The following is a 16,437-nucleotide window of genomic DNA, read 5'->3' as shown; positions in this document are numbered from 1 at the left end:
TGCTATTAAGCTACGCGTCGAACACTAATAACATCTAGGCTTGTCACATTAATATTAGCAGCAGCATCCACCCAAATAAGAAATCCATCCTCTATACGAACAAAGACTCCTCTTCCATCGATCTGATCTCCGCCTGAAAAAACGTTAATTTTGTCGCCTTCTCGTAAACCGTTTAATCTTCTTCGTCCTTCAAAATCCCCCAGTTCTCTTACTTCCTCACGTTCTCTTCTTCTTCTTCGGTTTCTATTACATTCATCACATTCACATCTTCTTCTTCTTCGATTTCTATTACATTCATCACATTCACATCTACGTTCAAAAGACATTTAATATACCCCCTTTTTCCTAAAAATTTTTATCTGCATTATATATTATGAAAGAAATAAATTAATTGATTAGACTTTCTTCCTCTATCAAACATCCAATTAACTAATTTATCAAAAAAAATCACTAATTTTAACAATTGTACAAGCCATTTTGTATTACTTACATACATTAACAATGAGATGATAATCATCTTACTATACTCCAAATCCCAAATTACCAGTTCGTTAACTATCTTTAAAAGATAGAAAAAAGGACAGTTGAAAACTGTCTTTTTTTCTTATTTACAAAGATATATATTTTGGGAATTAAACACCTCTTACTAATAAATGCATATATTATATAGTGCTCCAACACAATGCTAAACAAACTCCACAAACAAAGAAAGAACTTATTTTCTATCTGTCAAGAATTTAAGTTCTTTTTTATCTATTTTACATTCATTTATATTAATAAGAGGATTCCATTTCCTTTCCGTATAATCGATTCTACGCTTTTTATTCAGCATTTCCTTTACCATGAGAGTTCCTCTCACCCTCAAAGAAATTTTACAGTATGAAAGCTAGGCTTCTGGTGCAAAAACTATAAGATTTATGTAACTAATCTCTGAAACTTAGACATACTGATGTAAAAAGACAATAAAGTTATTTAATTTTAAAACCTAAAACAAGCATAACCCCGTTCTAAATTTAGGATGGGGTTAAAATATAGTCGTTTAATTTTCGACATAAGATACTTCACTGTACTTAAAAATATAACAATAAAGTCGTTTAAAAATCTAAGTTTTATTCAACAATAGCGCCCGATAATTGAACAAGATAAATTCCAAGGTTTCCCCCATTTATGTATAACAACTTTACTTCTATTATAAATTTAAAGCGTTATGAAGAATGAATACGAATCAACGCTTCCGCCTGATTAATGCTTTCTTTTAAATAAATTGGCGAATTGGGGTGATTTAATATTTCCTCAGTAGTTAACCATAATACTTCTTCAACCTCATCGGGACTTTTAGAAAATGCCTCCCCCGATTCATATTCGCAAAGAAAAACAATATCCACAACATTTTCACCTGTATCGGTTACGAATGACGTACTATGTACATAATTTAGCCTGTCTTTTACGCTCACACCGACTTCTTCTAATATTTCTCGCTTTACTGTTCTCTCTAATATGTCTGATGAATTCCCTTCTATATCTACCTTACCTCCCACAAGAGAAAGCCAACCACCAGCATGTTCCTCTTTTTTGCTTCTTTCAATAATAAGCCATTTATCATTTTTCCTTATAGCACCTTCAACATTTACGATAAACATTTTAAAGTACCTCCTATAAATTATCCTTATTAATTTCGGGTATTTCCTATGCTTTGTAGCTTGTTCAAAAGCATAACCAAGTGTTTTTTGCCCTTTTTTATTTTCATATATGTACTCCCTTTCGAAAGCAAACGTATTTCTATATATATTGCTTTTATTATACCGTCTATCGTAGTTTTTAGGATATCGCTCTTTTACGTTTACAATTAAACAGCTTTATTATCACTGCACAGCTTGAATATAAACTAATGCGTGAAACGGCAACACCGATATTACCACAAAAGGCAGAAAAAAATAGCCCTACTTTGGCAGTGGACTTGTTGTTTAGCTATATGCCAGGGGTATTGTATATATTGCATGTACTCAAATCATAATTTTAGATTGCAGCTGTTCCATTACAAAAAGTATTAAACTAACTAGCAAATATGCGATTGTTATATGGGAAATAAGGACAATTCTGAGACTGCATACTTAATAAAACAAGTATGTTTTTTTCTATAAATCTTTCAAAAGAAAAAAAGGCGTAATCCTTGATACATAAGGGATAAGCCTCTTTGCTTACCTCTTGCAATAGTATGTAATGGCAAATACCTATATATGATATCACAAATTAATGTTATATTTCCCCAATCAGGATGAATACCACTATCCAACCATCTGTACTTTCCATATAATTGAAATATTCTATGTGTCGAGGTGAAATCATGGATTCTTCTTCGTTTTACACTATTGTAATCATAATTGCTGCGTTAGTCATATGGCGTAGAACTTTGGCAATGTATCGCCCTATTAAAGGAAACGGAACCCGCATTCTCTTACCCATACTATTTTTGTTACTCCCCTGCATTCACATCATCTTAAATCCAAAAGCACATGCCGCTGGCTGGGTATGGATTTGTGCAGCTATCTTTGGATTTCTTTTGTCAATTCCACTTATTTGGACCACTCACTATGAACTCCGATTCGATCAGCATATTTATGCTGTAAAAAACAAGAGCTTTATTATTACCTTTCTCATCGTACTTATTATCCGTTTTTTACTTCGTGATTATTTAAAATGGCTAGGTCCAGAAACAGAAGCAGCACTATTTATGACTGTAGCACTGGGATATATCTTACCTTGGAGAATTATCTCTTTCATCAAATTTCGTCAACTATACAAAAGTCGAATCCAAACTAACAATAACATTGACTTACGATAACACTAATTATGTGAATGGAAAGTACTTTCAGAACTTCTGAGGGGACTTTCCAGGTTTTGCAATACATTGGTTTTATGCTAACAAAAGATGCTTATTTTTTTGAAGAACTATGTTAATTTTGAGGAACAAAGGGACAGATTTACTGCCCCCTATTGTTTACTTATTTTGATTTTTTTTGGGCTCTTAATGCGATTTTTTCAAGTCCATTTTCTCCCGCAAATTCCACATCTGCTTTTGGTACAGCGTTTTTATTGTTCTTCAATTGATTATTCTTATTTTTAGCCATTTTTTCACCACCCTTGTAGCTTGATTTAGTTATTCCTTCAAGGATGCCAACTATAATAAATACACTATATACAGATAGCGGAGTTGTGTTTTTTCGTCATCAGCACCCACGATTTTAGTTTGCTTTCTTTTTTGTAGCCTATGCGATTTGATTTACTTCTTTAAATAAACTGCCCCATTCGCTCAATAAGAAATTGAATACAAAGCGATTGCACCCAATGGTTTTAACAATTAATATTTTTTGTTCCTTCGTTGGATAGATACGAAATTTATATGCTTTGTTGTAGATTTTGAATAAAGTTTGATGATTTTTGTGATCCTTGCTCAATTAAGGCGCCCGAATATTGAAGTTCGGTTTTAGGCTAATCCACTTCACATATTTACTTAAGGGAGTGCTTTTTAATAGTGTGTTAGAGCACTATATAATATATGTATTTATTAGTAAGAGGGGTTTAATTTTCAAAATATATATCTTTGTAAATAATAAAAAAGGACAGTTGAAAACTGTCCTTTTTTCTATCTTTTAAAGATAGTTACCGAACAAGTAATTTAGGGTTTTGGGGTATAAGATGATTATCATCTCATTGTTAATGTATGTAAGTAATACAAAATGGCTTGTACAATTGTTGAAATTAGTAATTTTCATTTTAAATAAATTAGCTAATTGGGCAATTGGTAGAGGAAGAACATCTAATCCATTAATTTATTTCTTTCATAATATATAGTGCAAATAAGTTTTTTAGGAAAAAGGGGTTATGTTAAATGTCTTTTGAACGTAGATGTGAATGTGATGAATGTATTAGAAACCGAAGAAAAAGAGACCGTGAGGAAGTAAGGGAATTGGGGAATTTTGAAAGACGAAGAAGATTAAATGGTTTACGGGAAGGCGACAAAATTAGAGTTTTTTTAGGTGGAGATCCGATCGATGGAATAGGAGTCTTTATTCGTATAGAGGATGGATTTCTTATTTGGGTGGATGCTGCTGTGAATATTAATATGACAAGCCTAGATGCTATTAGTGTTCAACGAGTAATTTAATAGCGCTTTAAATAAAGATAAGGGGAAAGCTCTTATCTTATTTTGTTTTTAGGAATTATTATGTTATGTAGATTAAATTAAGTATTTAAATACTTAAAAAAGAAGGGATTTATATAAAATAAATCCCTTTAATAAATTAATAGAAAGGTAGAATACATTATATGTGTAGGTTTTTAATTAGGTTTGTACATTTTTAATAAATTTATTTATTTTATGTAAAAGGTGCCAAGAAATACTTTGTAGTTTTATTTCTTGGCATGGGTATTTATTTGGGTCATTTGGATGCCGACCTTACAATAGTATATGTCCGCTATATGAAATGGTTTGTTATTTATATTCAGTTAAGTATAATTTAGAAAAGAAAAACACCTATTTTTTAATAGGTGTTTTTCTTGCAAATTGGCTTATAAATTAAGGGAAAGATTTTTCTATTCATTCATTTTTAAAAATCATCTCTATGATCATGCTCATGTTCGTCATGTTCTTTACAATGTCTGCGACGTTTACAACAGAAACGATCACAATCAGGTGAATTTATAGAGATTACGTTAATTTTGTTAATCGCAATACGTGCTAATCCCGGGAAACAATCAAAGTCAGATAAAATGATTACGTTGTTTCCTTGAAAACCTTGGAATGTTGCACTTGTAGGTCTTTGAGAATCATATTGAATAACAATACAAGTACCAGGAGTTAATGTTCTTAAGAATTGTAATAATTCTGGATTATTATTCTCCTGTCTATGGTTTTCTTCTCTTCTGTGATGATCTCTGTGATGATCTCTCCGATCATCACATCTATTGAAATCACAACATCCACCAAAGCCAAAACCCATAAAATTACCCCCTTTCGTTCGTCAGTACATCTTATGCTCGTCTAGAAAGGATAGTGTGGGTATATGAGTCTAGTTAAGTGTGGATTTTTTATTTAATTATGAAATTTGTTTAATAAGGATCTTTTTATGTATTATCCCTTACAAATTATATCCTAATAATGCATTACTAAAAAATTTGCCAACTTGTCTATTTCAATTCTTATGCTCAAACATATTCTATTTTGATAACTAATAATAAGTTAATTTAATAGAATTACATTGTTAGGTGTCAAAATTAGAAGTAAAGGAAGGTGATAGAGAATGGATAATAATGAAATTCTAACTCTGTTGCAAGCATTTCAATTGGTTGGGGCGAGAGTTGTATTATTTTTACCATCATTTCACGTAGAAGGCCTTATTACACAGATTGGAGAAAATTTTGTTACTCTTCGTCGTGGTAATGGGGAAGGCGTTGAAGTAGAAAGTAATGCAAATGGTGGGGCTCTTGAAAATCCAAACCAAATTAGTGTTGCAATTAGTAGCATTTTAGCGGTAAGTGATGATCGAGGAGCATAATAACTTAAAAATGTACTGGGTATTATAAATACCCAGTACATTTTTATATAATGTGCTTACTATATAATACATACTTATTATTGGGGGGACATAGATGTGTCAGTTTTGTTTAAATTCTGATAATAATAAACGTAAATTTAGATTGTTTGAAATAAATCCGATTCCCCTTATCGCTCCATGTAAATCAAGAAGGAGTTTTGATACTTTATTAGAATCAGAAAAATCTTCTGATGTTTTATTAAAATCAAAAATGTCCCCTAACACCTCTTTAGAATTAAAGGGATCTTCTTATCATTCAGTAGTGAATAGTTCTAGCAATAATTCTGCAGAAGTAGCAAATGAGATTAGAGAACTTTTATATGCCTATCAGTTGCTTCATTTACGTACTGTATTGTTTTTAGAAGGAATTCATATCAAAGGCATTATAATGAATGTGAGTCAAAATTCAGTTACTGTTATTGGACCAAATGTAGAAGTAGCAAGTAATTCAACTGGTAATATTATAGGTTTTCCGAACAAAATTAATGTTAGACTTGAGTCTATTCAAGCAATTGGTGATGTAAAATAGTTTTCTCGTTAAAATGTTAAAAACAATAGGATAAAGAGTGATTTTTAATGTTGATTTATATTATATGGCAAAATTAAATCGAAAATGTATCAAGAATATTATCTTTTTCTTCTTTGTTAATTCCAATATATTTTAGATTGACACTCCTTGCCTCTTTAGGGATCGGAGTGTCAAATTCATGCATATTAAGTAATATCAAGCACATAATAGCAGCGACATCGGGAAATGTTAATCTGTACGTTAGAGTTACCCCTTATATTTTGAGAAGGCCCCGAATAAGGTTTCTTTTTGCTACACCTTTTGAGAAAGACAAGCATATACTAGAGTGTGGGGGAAACCACTTTATATATAAGAGCATCTAACAATTGTGGATGCTCTTTTTATTTGCACACAAAGAATTGTTAAAAATACTATATTGGAGGGTCTATCCTACAAACTCCTTTTTAGAAGGTCATGTATTCCCCAATAGAGCTGTGTCATGTAAAAGGGAAAAGCATTGCTATTTATTTCATTCACATAATCTTTCAAGGACACTTAAGTTTTTTGAATATACCTTTCATAATCAGGAATAGCTACTCTACCAAAAATAAAGTCGGCTTGTACATATTTTGTTTAGAAGTGTATCATAATTTGGAATTGAACAGTCCGTATAAGTTCTATGCCTCTATTAAATGATCCTCGTAACATAACTTTGCTGAGCTAAATGCCACTTAACCTCCTAACGGTTCTAATCGATTAAGCTATCTCTGTATAGTTAAGAGAGGGATAGCTCCGTTTCTTTAGTCCTGTGTTAACATCCCTATCGTTATGTGTACTGCAAGAAGGGCAATCACACTCACAAGGATTAAGATTTTCAACGTCTTTATTTTGGTAAATGCAATTCAAACATAGTTGACTAGAAATAAACGTTTTTGATATAACAACAATTTTCTTCCCGTACCATCTTCTTTTTTAATTGAGTAAGATCGTCAGAGAAAAAATGATACGTTAATCCTTTCCCCGCTTCTTTATAAGTATGATTCCACATAGCAAAAAACCGATTAAATTTAAAACAACCGTAACCAATGGTTCTCGTAATTAAAGCTTCTTATTCTTGATTCTAGTAAAAATGAAAAAACGTAGGCTTACGCCTACCGACATTCATCTCCCACCTAAAATTGGTATTCCACACCTTCACATTTTGAGGAGGGAGTCTTCTGTCGAAAAGAAATAACAGTAATCTTTGCCCCAGAACTGTTTGTATTGCGTATTAAAATTCCTCTATTAATATATTCAAAGCTTTTGACTTTATCCTTTCATATTCCATAGCTTCAGCAAGTTCGTTAGCAAGTAATGGTGATTTTCTGACGTATTTTTCACGAATCACATCATACAATTCGTATGGAAATAACATATCAATAAACATAATTTTCTTCTGCTCTGCTGTTAAAGGAGAAACTGACTCATATGCGTTAATCATAATTTGAAATTGATCTGCATTCCAAACACCAGTTGTATCTAGTAGGGGAATAATCATTTTACGCAAGTCTCGAATAGGGAGATCGTAAGAAACTGTATCTAAATCAATTACCCAAATTTGATTACTTGGATCTAATAAGGAATTTCCTGTTCCATAATCTTGATGACATAAATTGGGGAATGTTTGTAATTCATCAGTCCATTTTGTATATTCAGATTCCAATAGTCTTTGGTGTGTATGTTTTGCTTCTAAAATGAAAGCATCAATTTCAGTCAAATACAATTGTGAAAATGGGTCATCCGGCATAGTTGCGGATAAATTTTTCCAAATCTCCATCTGCTGAAATCTTTTAATGTAATGATTGGGCCAACGTCCCAGTTTTGTGAAGATAGGTATGCCTGGTGGCGGTTTGTAGCCAATAGAAGCTACATGAAAATCTGCTAACCCTTTCATAATCATTTCAAGGTCTTCTTGCATTGTTAGCTCAAACGGTCTTCCCTCAATCCATTCATAAACAACAAATAAAAATGGACCGTGTTTTGTATATAACTGATTCACTTTGCTTGGAATTATGCTCGGAACACGCATGCCTTTTTTGGCAAGATAATCTTGAGCGTGAATGGAAAATAAAGCCTTTTTTTCAGGTCGATGAATTCTCTTTAAGCAAAATGGTCCATCTGTAGTATGAATTTTCCATACTAGGGCTAGTTGTCCACCTTGTATCAATTCGATTGTAGTCGCTTGAATGTCCCAATGTTGAATCATTGTCTCTGCCAATGCTACTAATTTTTGCTCCTCTTCGGGCGATAATGTATACACCGCTTCTTCATTATGATTCTCCACATATACCACCATCCTTTTATACTCTCTTATTACTGTATGGTGCATGACCATTTTTGCTCTAGCCATTTGCCTTTAAGAAGAAAAAGTACTATTTACCAAATTTAATTATAAAAGATGAAAAAATGCTTGATAACTCACAAACATAAGGGTTTCTTCGTAACATATGAAGAAAGTTGTATTTTATGAAACAGGGAGGCGATTTAATGAAAATTGCGATAATATCCACTGAAAAGCTACCCGTACCAGCTGTACGAGGTGGAGCTATTCAAATTTATATAGATTCTGTTGCTTCCATTATTGCTTCAAATGGAAAAAATGTGACAGTTATTTCTATAACAGATCCTAATTTAAAATCAGAAGAAAAAAATCAAGGTGTAAGGTATATACGTTTTCCAGAAGAGGAGTATCTGCCTTATATTATTAAACATTTGAAACAGGAAAAATATGATGTGGTTCATCTATGTAATCGGCCCAATTGGATTACAATTTTACGTGAGGCGGCACCACAGACCAAATTCGTGTTAAGTGTGCATAATGAAATGTTTGCATACGAAAAAATAAGTGATAAAGAGGGCGAAGCATGTATTGCGGCTGTTTCCAAAATTGTAACAGTTAGTGATTATATAGGAAAAACAATTACCTCGCGCTTTCAAATTGCAAAAGCAAAGACAAGAACAGTATATTCTGGTGTAGATGTAAATGAATATTATCCTTCGTGGACCGTGAATGGTACAAAAGTTAAAAGTCATGTGCTAAAACAGTTGAATTTACAAAATAAAAAAATAGTTTTGTTTGTTGGACGCTTGAGCAAAGTAAAAGGTCCTCATATTTTGCTACAAGCTCTTCCTAAAATAATTGAGAAAAATCCAGACATTGTAATGGTTTTTATTGGTTCAAAATGGTTTGGAGATAACAATGTAAATAATTATGTAAAACATTTATATACCTTAGGTGCAATGTTTCCAGAACATGTAGTCTTTATTAAATTTGTTAAGCCAAAGGATATTTCAACACTTTATGCTATGTCAGATATTTTTGTTTGCTCTTCACAGTGGCAAGAGCCTCTTGCTAGGGTGCATTACGAAGCAATGGCAGCGGGGTTACCAATTATTACAAGTAATCGAGGCGGTAATCCTGAAGTTATTGAAGAAGGAAAAAATGGATATATTGTCAATGACTTTGAGAATCCTGATGCATATGCAGAAAAGATAATTAATCTTTTAAATAACGAAAATAAAAGAAAACAGATAGGGAAATATGGACGTGCGAAGGTCGAAAAAGAATTTAATTGGAACCGAGTTGCCACGGATTTAATGAAAGTGTATGAGGAAGTTTTATAAAATTTAAAAGGAGGATGATGAAAGTTGGAAGAAACAACTGGATTAGAGAGTGAACATTTAAAAAAGGTCCTTAGCTTTTATCCATTTGAGGTAAGTAATATCATTTTACAGTCAAGCAGAAGTGGGAGAACAATTTGGGAAGTTGAAACAGAAGAAGGATTAAAAATATTAAAACAAGCACATATGCACCCCAAAAGGATGCTTTTTATTGCTGGAGCACATTTACATCTCCTTCAAAATGGATTGCCAATTACAAAAATTCATAACACAAAAAGAGGGGGCTTTTGTATTGGATCTGGTGAGTATGCGTATGTACTATATGATAAGCATCAAGGGAAAGAAGTTATTTATTATAATAAAGAACAATTAGAGAAGGTACTAATATATGCAGGTAAATTTCATCAAGCATCCGAAGGATATATTCCGATACAAGAAAGTAAAATTCGGGGTCGATTAGGAAAATGGCATAAATTATACAGATGGAAATTACAAGAATTAGAAGGAAACAAAAGGATTGCACTCTCCTTTCCAGATGATGTATTTTCAACTATGTTTTTAGAGTACGTCGATAAAATGTTAGCACGTGGTCAGAGAGCATTACAAGAAATAAATGATCCATATTTTGACCAATGGACAAAAGAAGTTATTGCATCTAACAGTTTTTGTCAGCAAGATTTTACTTTAGCAAGATTTGCAGAAATAGATGATGCTATGTTTATGAAAGAGCTACATTCTATTACAAGTGATTTACCCGTGAGGGACCTACGTATCTTTTTAAATAAAGTGATGAAAAAAATGTCAGTTTGGGATACTAATTTAGCAATTCATATGTTGAGTGCATATGATTCAGAAAATTCCTTATCAGAAAAACAATTTCGTGTTCTTTGGACTGATTTATCGTTTCCTCACTTATTCTGTGCAATTGCACATAAATACTATTTAGGACAAAAGCGTTCTTGGTCTGATGAAAAGTATATTTGGGCATTACAAAATATCATTGCACTTGAAGACTCTAAAGAAGAATTCTTACAAAATTTCTCTGATATTTACCACGAAATCAAGAGCAATAGCGGAGGGAAATAAGATGAGTTCAGAACAAGAAGAGATAGTAATCCCTATTTTAGATTTAGAGAAATTTGTGTTTTCTCCACCAGGGCCAATGGGATGGGAATTGTCAGAGTATGAGCAGCAAAAAAATATTGTGCTAAATGAATCTTCTGTGCTAGAGAATTTAGCGATTATTAAGGAAATAGAATTAGAGGAGTTACCCAAAATCGGATTGCTAGATTTAGAAGAGCAATCCCTACAAAAAACTACAATAATTGATGAAGTAAAAGATAAAGAGATTCAAAATGCAATAGAACTAGAAGAGCAATCCCCACAAAAAACTACAATAATTGATGAAGTAAAAGATGAAGAGATTCAGAAGACGAGGACGAAAAAGAAGAAGAAGAAGAAGAAGACGAAGATGAAGAAGATGAAAAATACAATAGAACTAGAAGAGCAATCCCCACAAAAAACTACAATAATTGATGAAGTAAAAGATGAAGAGATTCAAAATGCAATAGAACTAAAAGAACAAAACCCGGAACAAAATGAGGTCGTTCCAACTCAAATAGAAAAGCCGAAAGTAAAAGTCAAAATTATTACTCCCGATCATCCATTAAAAAGCCCGTGGATAGCAAAATTAGTAAAGAACGCTAAGGAAAATGAATAATGAAATTTCCGCAAATATATTAATCTTTTCATATTCTTTCGACATAGTATATATAAATCTATATTGAAGGAGTTAGGTAAATGGCTGATGTGAAAAGAGCAAAAATAAAACTAGATGTTGAGAATGGCTTTAGTGTTAATTCAGATGATGATTTACAGGAAGTTCTAAAAGCTCTAGCTGAAATAATTCAATCTGGTACACATAATGGTATAGAGGTTGAAATTGAATATGCTGATGAAACAGAAGTTATCTTTACAGACGAGGAAGAAGAAGAAGAAGAAGACGATGATGAAGATGACGATGACGATGAAGATGAAGATGAAGATGAAGATGAAGATGAAGATGAAGACGAAGTAGACGAGGAAGAAGAAGAAGACGATGACGATGATGACGATGACGATGAAGACGACGACGATGATGATGATGACGATGACGATGATGATGAAGATGATGACGACGATGATGATGACGATGATGAGGATGAAGATGAAGAAGAAGAAGATGAAGATGAAGATGATGACGAAGACGAAGACGATGAAGATGATGAAGACGAAGACGAAGACGAGGACGAGGACGAAGAAGACGAAGACGAGGACGAAGAAGACGATGATGATGATGATGACGACGATGAAGATGAAGATGAAGACGAAGACGATGATGACGAAGACGATGATGACGAAGACGATGATGACGAAGACGATGATGACGATGACGATGACGACGAAGACGATGAAGACGAAGACGATGATGACGAAGACGATGATGACGAAGACGATGAAGACGAAGACGATGACGACGATGAAGATGAAGACGAAGACGATGATGACGACGATGAAGACGATGATGATGACGATGAAGACGATGAAGATGATGACGACGACGATGATGACGATGACGATGAAGACGACGATGATGATGAAGAAGATGAAGACGATGAAGATGAATACGAAGACGACGAAGACGATGATGACGATGATGACGATGGTGAAGAAGAAGACGCGTAAAATAATTAGCACTAAAATACGCTTGGTTCTCCAAGCGTTTTTTGTTCTTCAAAATATACATAATAGGCAGCCTTTATCATTTTCCGACAGAAGACTCCTTCCTCAATTTGCGTGAAGGTGCGATAGCACCAGCAAATAGGTAGGAGATGAATGTCGGTTGGCGTAAGACAAAATGTTTGTTACCATATACTTGTACAGATTGCTCTTTGAAAACTGAAGATATGAGATTGGTTGCAGAAAAATCGTTGCAACCGTAAAATTTTCAACGTTCAATCACCCCACGCTTGCCGAAGTTGCGAAAACCAAGCTAAAGTAGGAAGCGTGGTGAGTCAACGTGTAAGATACTTATGTTCTCACCGTAGGAACTGCAGACAGAGCCTGCTAAGATAACTGGTGAATACATCGGTGTTCGCAGGAATCTCCCACTTCAAACAGACTGCAGGGTCGTTAAGTGGGGATAGTTCAAACAATTAGAATTTTGAGAGGGCGTATTAGATTTCTAGCAGGTTGATTAGTAGATTCTGCTACTTGTTTATATACCTGATCTAGTTTTTTTGCTGTATGCTTAAATGTAAAGTTTTCTTCTACAATTTTTCTTCCGTTTTCAGCAATCCATTGTGTAAATTCTCGTTGAGATAACAAAGCATGGACAAGTCTGGCAAACTCCATTGGATTATTATATTGTTCTACTAGGCAGCCGTTATATTCATCTGTTATAACTTCAGCATTTCCCCCACGGTTTGTTGTAATAATTGGGATTCCAGCAGCCATTGCTTCATAATGAACACGTGCCAATGGTTCGTTCCATTGTGAGCTACATATAAATATATCCCCCATTAGAAATATATTATGAATTTGATCTGCAGGAATAAATTTAGTGAAAATTACGTGTTCTTTAATTGGTTTAGCTATTTTATATAATCCTCTAATATATTTATTTACTCGGTTATCACTAAACCATTTACCACCAACAATTACAAGCACCGTATCTTTATGTGTTTGAATAATTTTCTTCATAGCGTGAATGAGTAAGTCTGGACCTTTATTTTTGCATAATCGGCCAACAAATAGAATCACTTTTTTATCTTGGATAGCATATTTTGTACGAAATTCATTTCTTATCTTTTGTCCTGTTGGTGTCCAGATGGAAGGAGAGTGTTTTAAATTAACACCAGAATAGACAATGGAAATCTTATCTTCAGCTTGTGGAAATCTCTCAATCACAGTTTGTTTAATATAGTTACTAACAGTCACAATGGCGGTAACCATTTCAATAATAAGATTGCCTTCACAAATAGATAGTTTATGTTCAGCAAACATATCGTTATGAAGACCTAATACAAATTTACTGTGTGGAGAAGCTTGTTTATATAGAGGTATATTTTTAGGACGATTAAAGACATGTATAATATCAAAGGTATTGGTTTGGAGTGTTCTTATAACATGCTGCTCATATTCTTTTTGAGGAAAATACACGTAATTGACATTATCTTGTGTTTTTTGATTTGGAAGACTTGGATCTGAAATAGAGAAAATAGTAAGTTCATACTCTTGACTTATATAGGGGGACACCCCATCAATCATCATTTGAATTGCTCCACCTTTAATCGCTGGAGATGGTAATTTTTCTGTACATATATATGCAATTTTCATAAACTAATCCCCTTTGTATAGTTGTTTTATATAATGATATTCTGCTTCCAGTCCGTCGGATAGAGAAACTATTGGAGAATATTGCAGTAATGTACTAGCCTTAGATATATCTGCCCATGTTTGCTTCGGTTCCCCAGGAACTGATTTTAGAAAGTTTTTGGTTGCTGATTTACCTAATATTTTTTCTAACATAGAAATGATGTCCAAAATGGATGCTTGTTCTTTTCCACCGATATTGATAACTTCACCTATTATATTTTTTTTTGTTTCTAAAGCGGCCACCGTTCCTCTTATACAGTCATCAATATAGGTAAAATCACGTGTTTGTGTTCCGTCACCAAATATTGTAAGAGGTTTATCTTCTAGCATTTGTTTAATTAATCTATGAAATGCCATGTCAGGACGTTGCCTTGGCCCATACACTGTGAAATATCTTAAAATAACAATTGGTATGTGAAAATTTTTGTGATAAACATGACATAAGTGTTCACCACTTAATTTTGTAACACCATATGGGGATAGAGGGATAGGTAATAAATCTTCAGAAACTGCACCAGATTTTTCACCATATACAGAAGACGTTGATATATGAATAAATTTATCTAATTTTATGTGTTTACAGGCTTCAAGTAACTGCTGTGTAACCATTATATTGTTTGTAACATAAGGCTGAAAATCTTTTCCCCAGCTCGTTCTCACACCAGGTATAGCAGCCAGATGGTAAACAACATCTATATCTTGTAATAGTTTTGATAAATCTGTATTTAGAATGTCTTCTCGTATGAATTGAAAACGTGAATTCAATTCGAGAGATTGTATATTACCTGTCTTTAAAGTGGCTGGAGTAGGACCGATGAAATGATCAATTCCAACTACATGATATGCACTATTTTTAAGTAACGCTTGACACAAATGTGAGCCAATGAAACCAGCAGCTCCTGTTACAAGTATTTTCATGACCGACCCACTCCAATATATTGTAATCCGTATTTTTCTATTTCATCTTTTTCAATGCAATTGCGTCCATCCACGATTGTGCATCCCTTCATAACTTGTTTGACTTGTTTCCAATTAAGTGTTTTAAATTCATTCCATTCCGTGGCGATAATAATGCAATCAGAATTTGTAATTGAAGATTCTAGGTTATCATGCTGTGTAACTTGTCTTTTTAAATGTGGAGGAAGAAAAGCTTTGGGGTCATAAGCATGTAGATCATAGCCATGAGGGATTAACTTTTCAAGAAGTATTACGGCAAGGGAGCTACGAATATCATCAGTATTTGGCTTAAAAGCAATTCCTAAAACCGTTATTTTTTTTGAAGAGGGTTCTTTTATAGCTTTTTTAATTTTTTCAACATAGAGATCTATCTGTGTGGAGTTAATGGATTGTACAGCTTGTAAAATAGGAACTGCTACGTGCCTATCATTTGCTGTATAGATGAGTGAATGTAAATCTTTTGGGAAGCATGATCCACCATACCCCATTCCCGCCTGAAGAAAATGAGGGTTAATTCGAAAGTCATAGCCAATTCCTTTTGCCACTTCAACAATATCAATGTTATATGCATCACAAATTCGAGAAATTTCATTTATAAAAGATATTTTGGTAGCCAAAAATACATTAGATGTATATTTAATCATCTCAGCTTCATTTAAACCTGTACAAAGGAAAGGAGCACTAATCCCTTTATATATATCCTGCATAATTTTTAACGACTTTGTGTCACCTTTTTGGATACCTATAATAGTTCTATCTGGAATGAGCATATCGTGAACAGCAGAGCCTTCGCGAAGAAATTCAGGATTGGAAACAATATTGAATAAGGCCGATGAAACCCCACATTTAATGAGTGTTTCATATAATTGTTGATTTGTACCTGGTGGAACTGTGCTTTTCGTAATAATAGTTTTATACGATGTTATAGCTGGAACTAGTAGATCAATGACGGAGTAGATATATTTTAAATCCGTCTTTCCACTTGATGTAGAAGGGGTTCCTACAGCGATAAAAATAATGGGTGATTGTCGAATAGCATTATCGATATCACAACTGAATTGTAATCGGTTTCTATTTTTGTGAATAAGCTCCTTTAAATCCGGTTCATAAATGGGGCATTCCCCCTTTTGGAGAGAATGAATTTTTGCTTGATCTTTATCTACACATATAACATCATGACCTAAATCTGCTAATACTGCTGCTGATGTGATTCCCACATAACCAGAGCCTATAATACATATATCCATATGATAATCACCTCTCTGAACTTAGTACTATTGTACTAGTTGTTACAGTATATTG

At 33.4% G+C, this 16,437-nt stretch carries 17 protein-coding genes and 2 pseudogenes; 9 read left to right on the top strand and 10 right to left on the bottom strand.

From position 1 onward, the window contains the following. Nucleotides 1–5: 5 nt before the first annotated feature. Both MKX66_RS30460 and MKX66_RS30455 read right to left on the bottom strand, forming a co-directional pair. Nucleotides 6–326 (bottom strand): hypothetical protein, encoded by a 321-nt coding sequence (locus tag MKX66_RS30460; protein WP_012259982.1) that lies wholly within the window; start codon nt 324–326, stop codon nt 6–8. Between the two features lie 879 nt (nt 327–1,205). Continuing rightward, nucleotides 1,206–1,640: an NUDIX hydrolase gene (locus MKX66_RS30455; protein ID WP_341088229.1), complete on the bottom strand. Its 435-nt coding sequence runs from the start codon at nt 1,638–1,640 to the stop codon at nt 1,206–1,208. A 704-nt stretch (nt 1,641–2,344) separates the two neighbouring features. Here MKX66_RS30455 and MKX66_RS30450 point away from each other — a divergent pair. Beyond that, nucleotides 2,345–2,842: a CcdC protein domain-containing protein gene (locus MKX66_RS30450; protein ID WP_328054480.1), complete on the top strand. Its 498-nt coding sequence runs from the start codon at nt 2,345–2,347 to the stop codon at nt 2,840–2,842. A gap of 160 nt (nt 2,843–3,002) precedes the next feature. Here MKX66_RS30450 and MKX66_RS30445 read toward each other — a convergent pair whose 3' ends face one another. Both MKX66_RS30445 and MKX66_RS30440 read right to left on the bottom strand, forming a co-directional pair. Continuing rightward, nucleotides 3,003–3,128 (bottom strand): hypothetical protein, encoded by a 126-nt coding sequence (locus MKX66_RS30445; protein WP_001107285.1) that lies wholly within the window; start codon nt 3,126–3,128, stop codon nt 3,003–3,005. A gap of 147 nt (nt 3,129–3,275) precedes the next feature. Further along, nucleotides 3,276–3,416 (bottom strand): annotated as a pseudogene (locus MKX66_RS30440) (helix-turn-helix domain-containing protein); the annotation flags it as partial. A 280-nt stretch (nt 3,417–3,696) separates the two neighbouring features. Here MKX66_RS30440 and MKX66_RS30435 point away from each other — a divergent pair. Together MKX66_RS30435 and MKX66_RS30430 are read left to right on the top strand one after the other, a co-directional pair. Next, nucleotides 3,697–3,852 carry a hypothetical protein gene (locus MKX66_RS30435; RefSeq protein WP_164091251.1) on the top strand — a complete coding sequence of 52 codons (156 nt, stop codon included), beginning with the start codon at nt 3,697–3,699 and terminating at the stop codon, nt 3,850–3,852. 37 nt (nt 3,853–3,889) lie between these two features. Beyond that, nucleotides 3,890–4,165 carry a hypothetical protein gene (locus MKX66_RS30430; RefSeq protein ID WP_002144367.1) on the top strand — a complete coding sequence of 92 codons (276 nt, stop codon included), beginning with the start codon at nt 3,890–3,892 and terminating at the stop codon, nt 4,163–4,165. Nucleotides 4,166–4,607: 442 nt separating this feature from the next. Here the strand turns inward: MKX66_RS30430 and MKX66_RS30425 are convergent, their stop codons facing one another. Next, entirely contained in the window at nt 4,608–5,000 is a 393-nt protein-coding gene (locus MKX66_RS30425; protein ID WP_002144366.1) for a hypothetical protein, read from the bottom strand. A gap of 300 nt (nt 5,001–5,300) precedes the next feature. On the opposite strand from MKX66_RS30425, the gene MKX66_RS30420 reads away from it, so the two are divergent. Then, nucleotides 5,301–5,555: a hypothetical protein gene (locus tag MKX66_RS30420; RefSeq protein WP_002144365.1), complete on the top strand. Its 255-nt coding sequence runs from the start codon at nt 5,301–5,303 to the stop codon at nt 5,553–5,555. Nucleotides 5,556–5,649: 94 nt separating this feature from the next. Then, nucleotides 5,650–6,123: a hypothetical protein gene (locus MKX66_RS30415; protein ID WP_328054421.1), complete on the top strand. Its 474-nt coding sequence runs from the start codon at nt 5,650–5,652 to the stop codon at nt 6,121–6,123. Between the two features lie 735 nt (nt 6,124–6,858). On the opposite strand, the pseudogene MKX66_RS30410 reads toward MKX66_RS30415, so the two are convergent. Then, a pseudogene (locus MKX66_RS30410) lies at nt 6,859–7,074 on the bottom strand (zinc ribbon domain-containing protein); the annotation flags it as partial. A 298-nt stretch (nt 7,075–7,372) separates the two neighbouring features. Further along, the gene (locus tag MKX66_RS30405; RefSeq protein ID WP_341088288.1) at nt 7,373–8,476 is read right to left on the bottom strand and encodes a CotS family spore coat protein; all 1,104 of its coding nucleotides are present in this window, start codon (nt 8,474–8,476) and stop codon (nt 7,373–7,375) included. A 152-nt stretch (nt 8,477–8,628) separates the two neighbouring features. Here MKX66_RS30405 and MKX66_RS30400 point away from each other — a divergent pair, with 152 nt between their 5' ends. From MKX66_RS30400 to MKX66_RS30385, 4 genes are all read left to right on the top strand, one after another. Beyond that, the gene (locus tag MKX66_RS30400; RefSeq protein WP_012260012.1) at nt 8,629–9,765 is read left to right on the top strand and encodes a glycosyltransferase family 4 protein; all 1,137 of its coding nucleotides are present in this window, start codon (nt 8,629–8,631) and stop codon (nt 9,763–9,765) included. A gap of 24 nt (nt 9,766–9,789) precedes the next feature. After that, on the top strand, nt 9,790–10,848 hold the full coding sequence (gene cotS, locus MKX66_RS30395) for a spore coat putative kinase CotS (protein WP_016103978.1): 1,059 nt from the start codon (nt 9,790–9,792) through the stop codon (nt 10,846–10,848). A gap of 1 nt (nt 10,849) precedes the next feature. After that, nucleotides 10,850–11,482 carry a hypothetical protein gene (locus MKX66_RS30390; RefSeq protein WP_215601467.1) on the top strand — a complete coding sequence of 211 codons (633 nt, stop codon included), beginning with the start codon at nt 10,850–10,852 and terminating at the stop codon, nt 11,480–11,482. A gap of 80 nt (nt 11,483–11,562) precedes the next feature. Further along, nucleotides 11,563–12,486 (top strand): ATPase, encoded by a 924-nt coding sequence (locus MKX66_RS30385; RefSeq protein WP_341088225.1) that lies wholly within the window; start codon nt 11,563–11,565, stop codon nt 12,484–12,486. Between the two features lie 462 nt (nt 12,487–12,948). Here MKX66_RS30385 and MKX66_RS30380 read toward each other — a convergent pair whose 3' ends face one another. The 3 genes from MKX66_RS30380 to MKX66_RS30370 are packed head-to-tail and all read right to left on the bottom strand — an operon-like array spanning nt 12,949 to nt 16,382. Beyond that, the gene (locus MKX66_RS30380; RefSeq protein ID WP_012260008.1) at nt 12,949–14,139 is read right to left on the bottom strand and encodes a glycosyltransferase family 4 protein; all 1,191 of its coding nucleotides are present in this window, start codon (nt 14,137–14,139) and stop codon (nt 12,949–12,951) included. 3 nt (nt 14,140–14,142) lie between these two features. Then, nucleotides 14,143–15,096 carry an NAD-dependent epimerase/dehydratase family protein gene (locus tag MKX66_RS30375; RefSeq protein WP_012260007.1) on the bottom strand — a complete coding sequence of 318 codons (954 nt, stop codon included), beginning with the start codon at nt 15,094–15,096 and terminating at the stop codon, nt 14,143–14,145. Continuing rightward, nucleotides 15,093–16,382: a UDP-glucose dehydrogenase family protein gene (locus MKX66_RS30370; protein ID WP_002144439.1), complete on the bottom strand. Its 1,290-nt coding sequence runs from the start codon at nt 16,380–16,382 to the stop codon at nt 15,093–15,095. Before MKX66_RS30370 ends, MKX66_RS30375 begins: the two co-directional genes overlap by 4 nt. Nucleotides 16,383–16,437 lie beyond the last annotated feature (55 nt).

Source organism: Bacillus sp. FSL R9-9530 (assembly GCF_038008145.1).
Lineage (GTDB): Bacteria > Bacillota > Bacilli > Bacillales > Bacillaceae_G > Bacillus_A > Bacillus_A mycoides.
The sequence above is the reverse complement of the archived record's forward strand: the minus strand, read 5'-3'. Positions and strand labels throughout refer to the sequence as shown.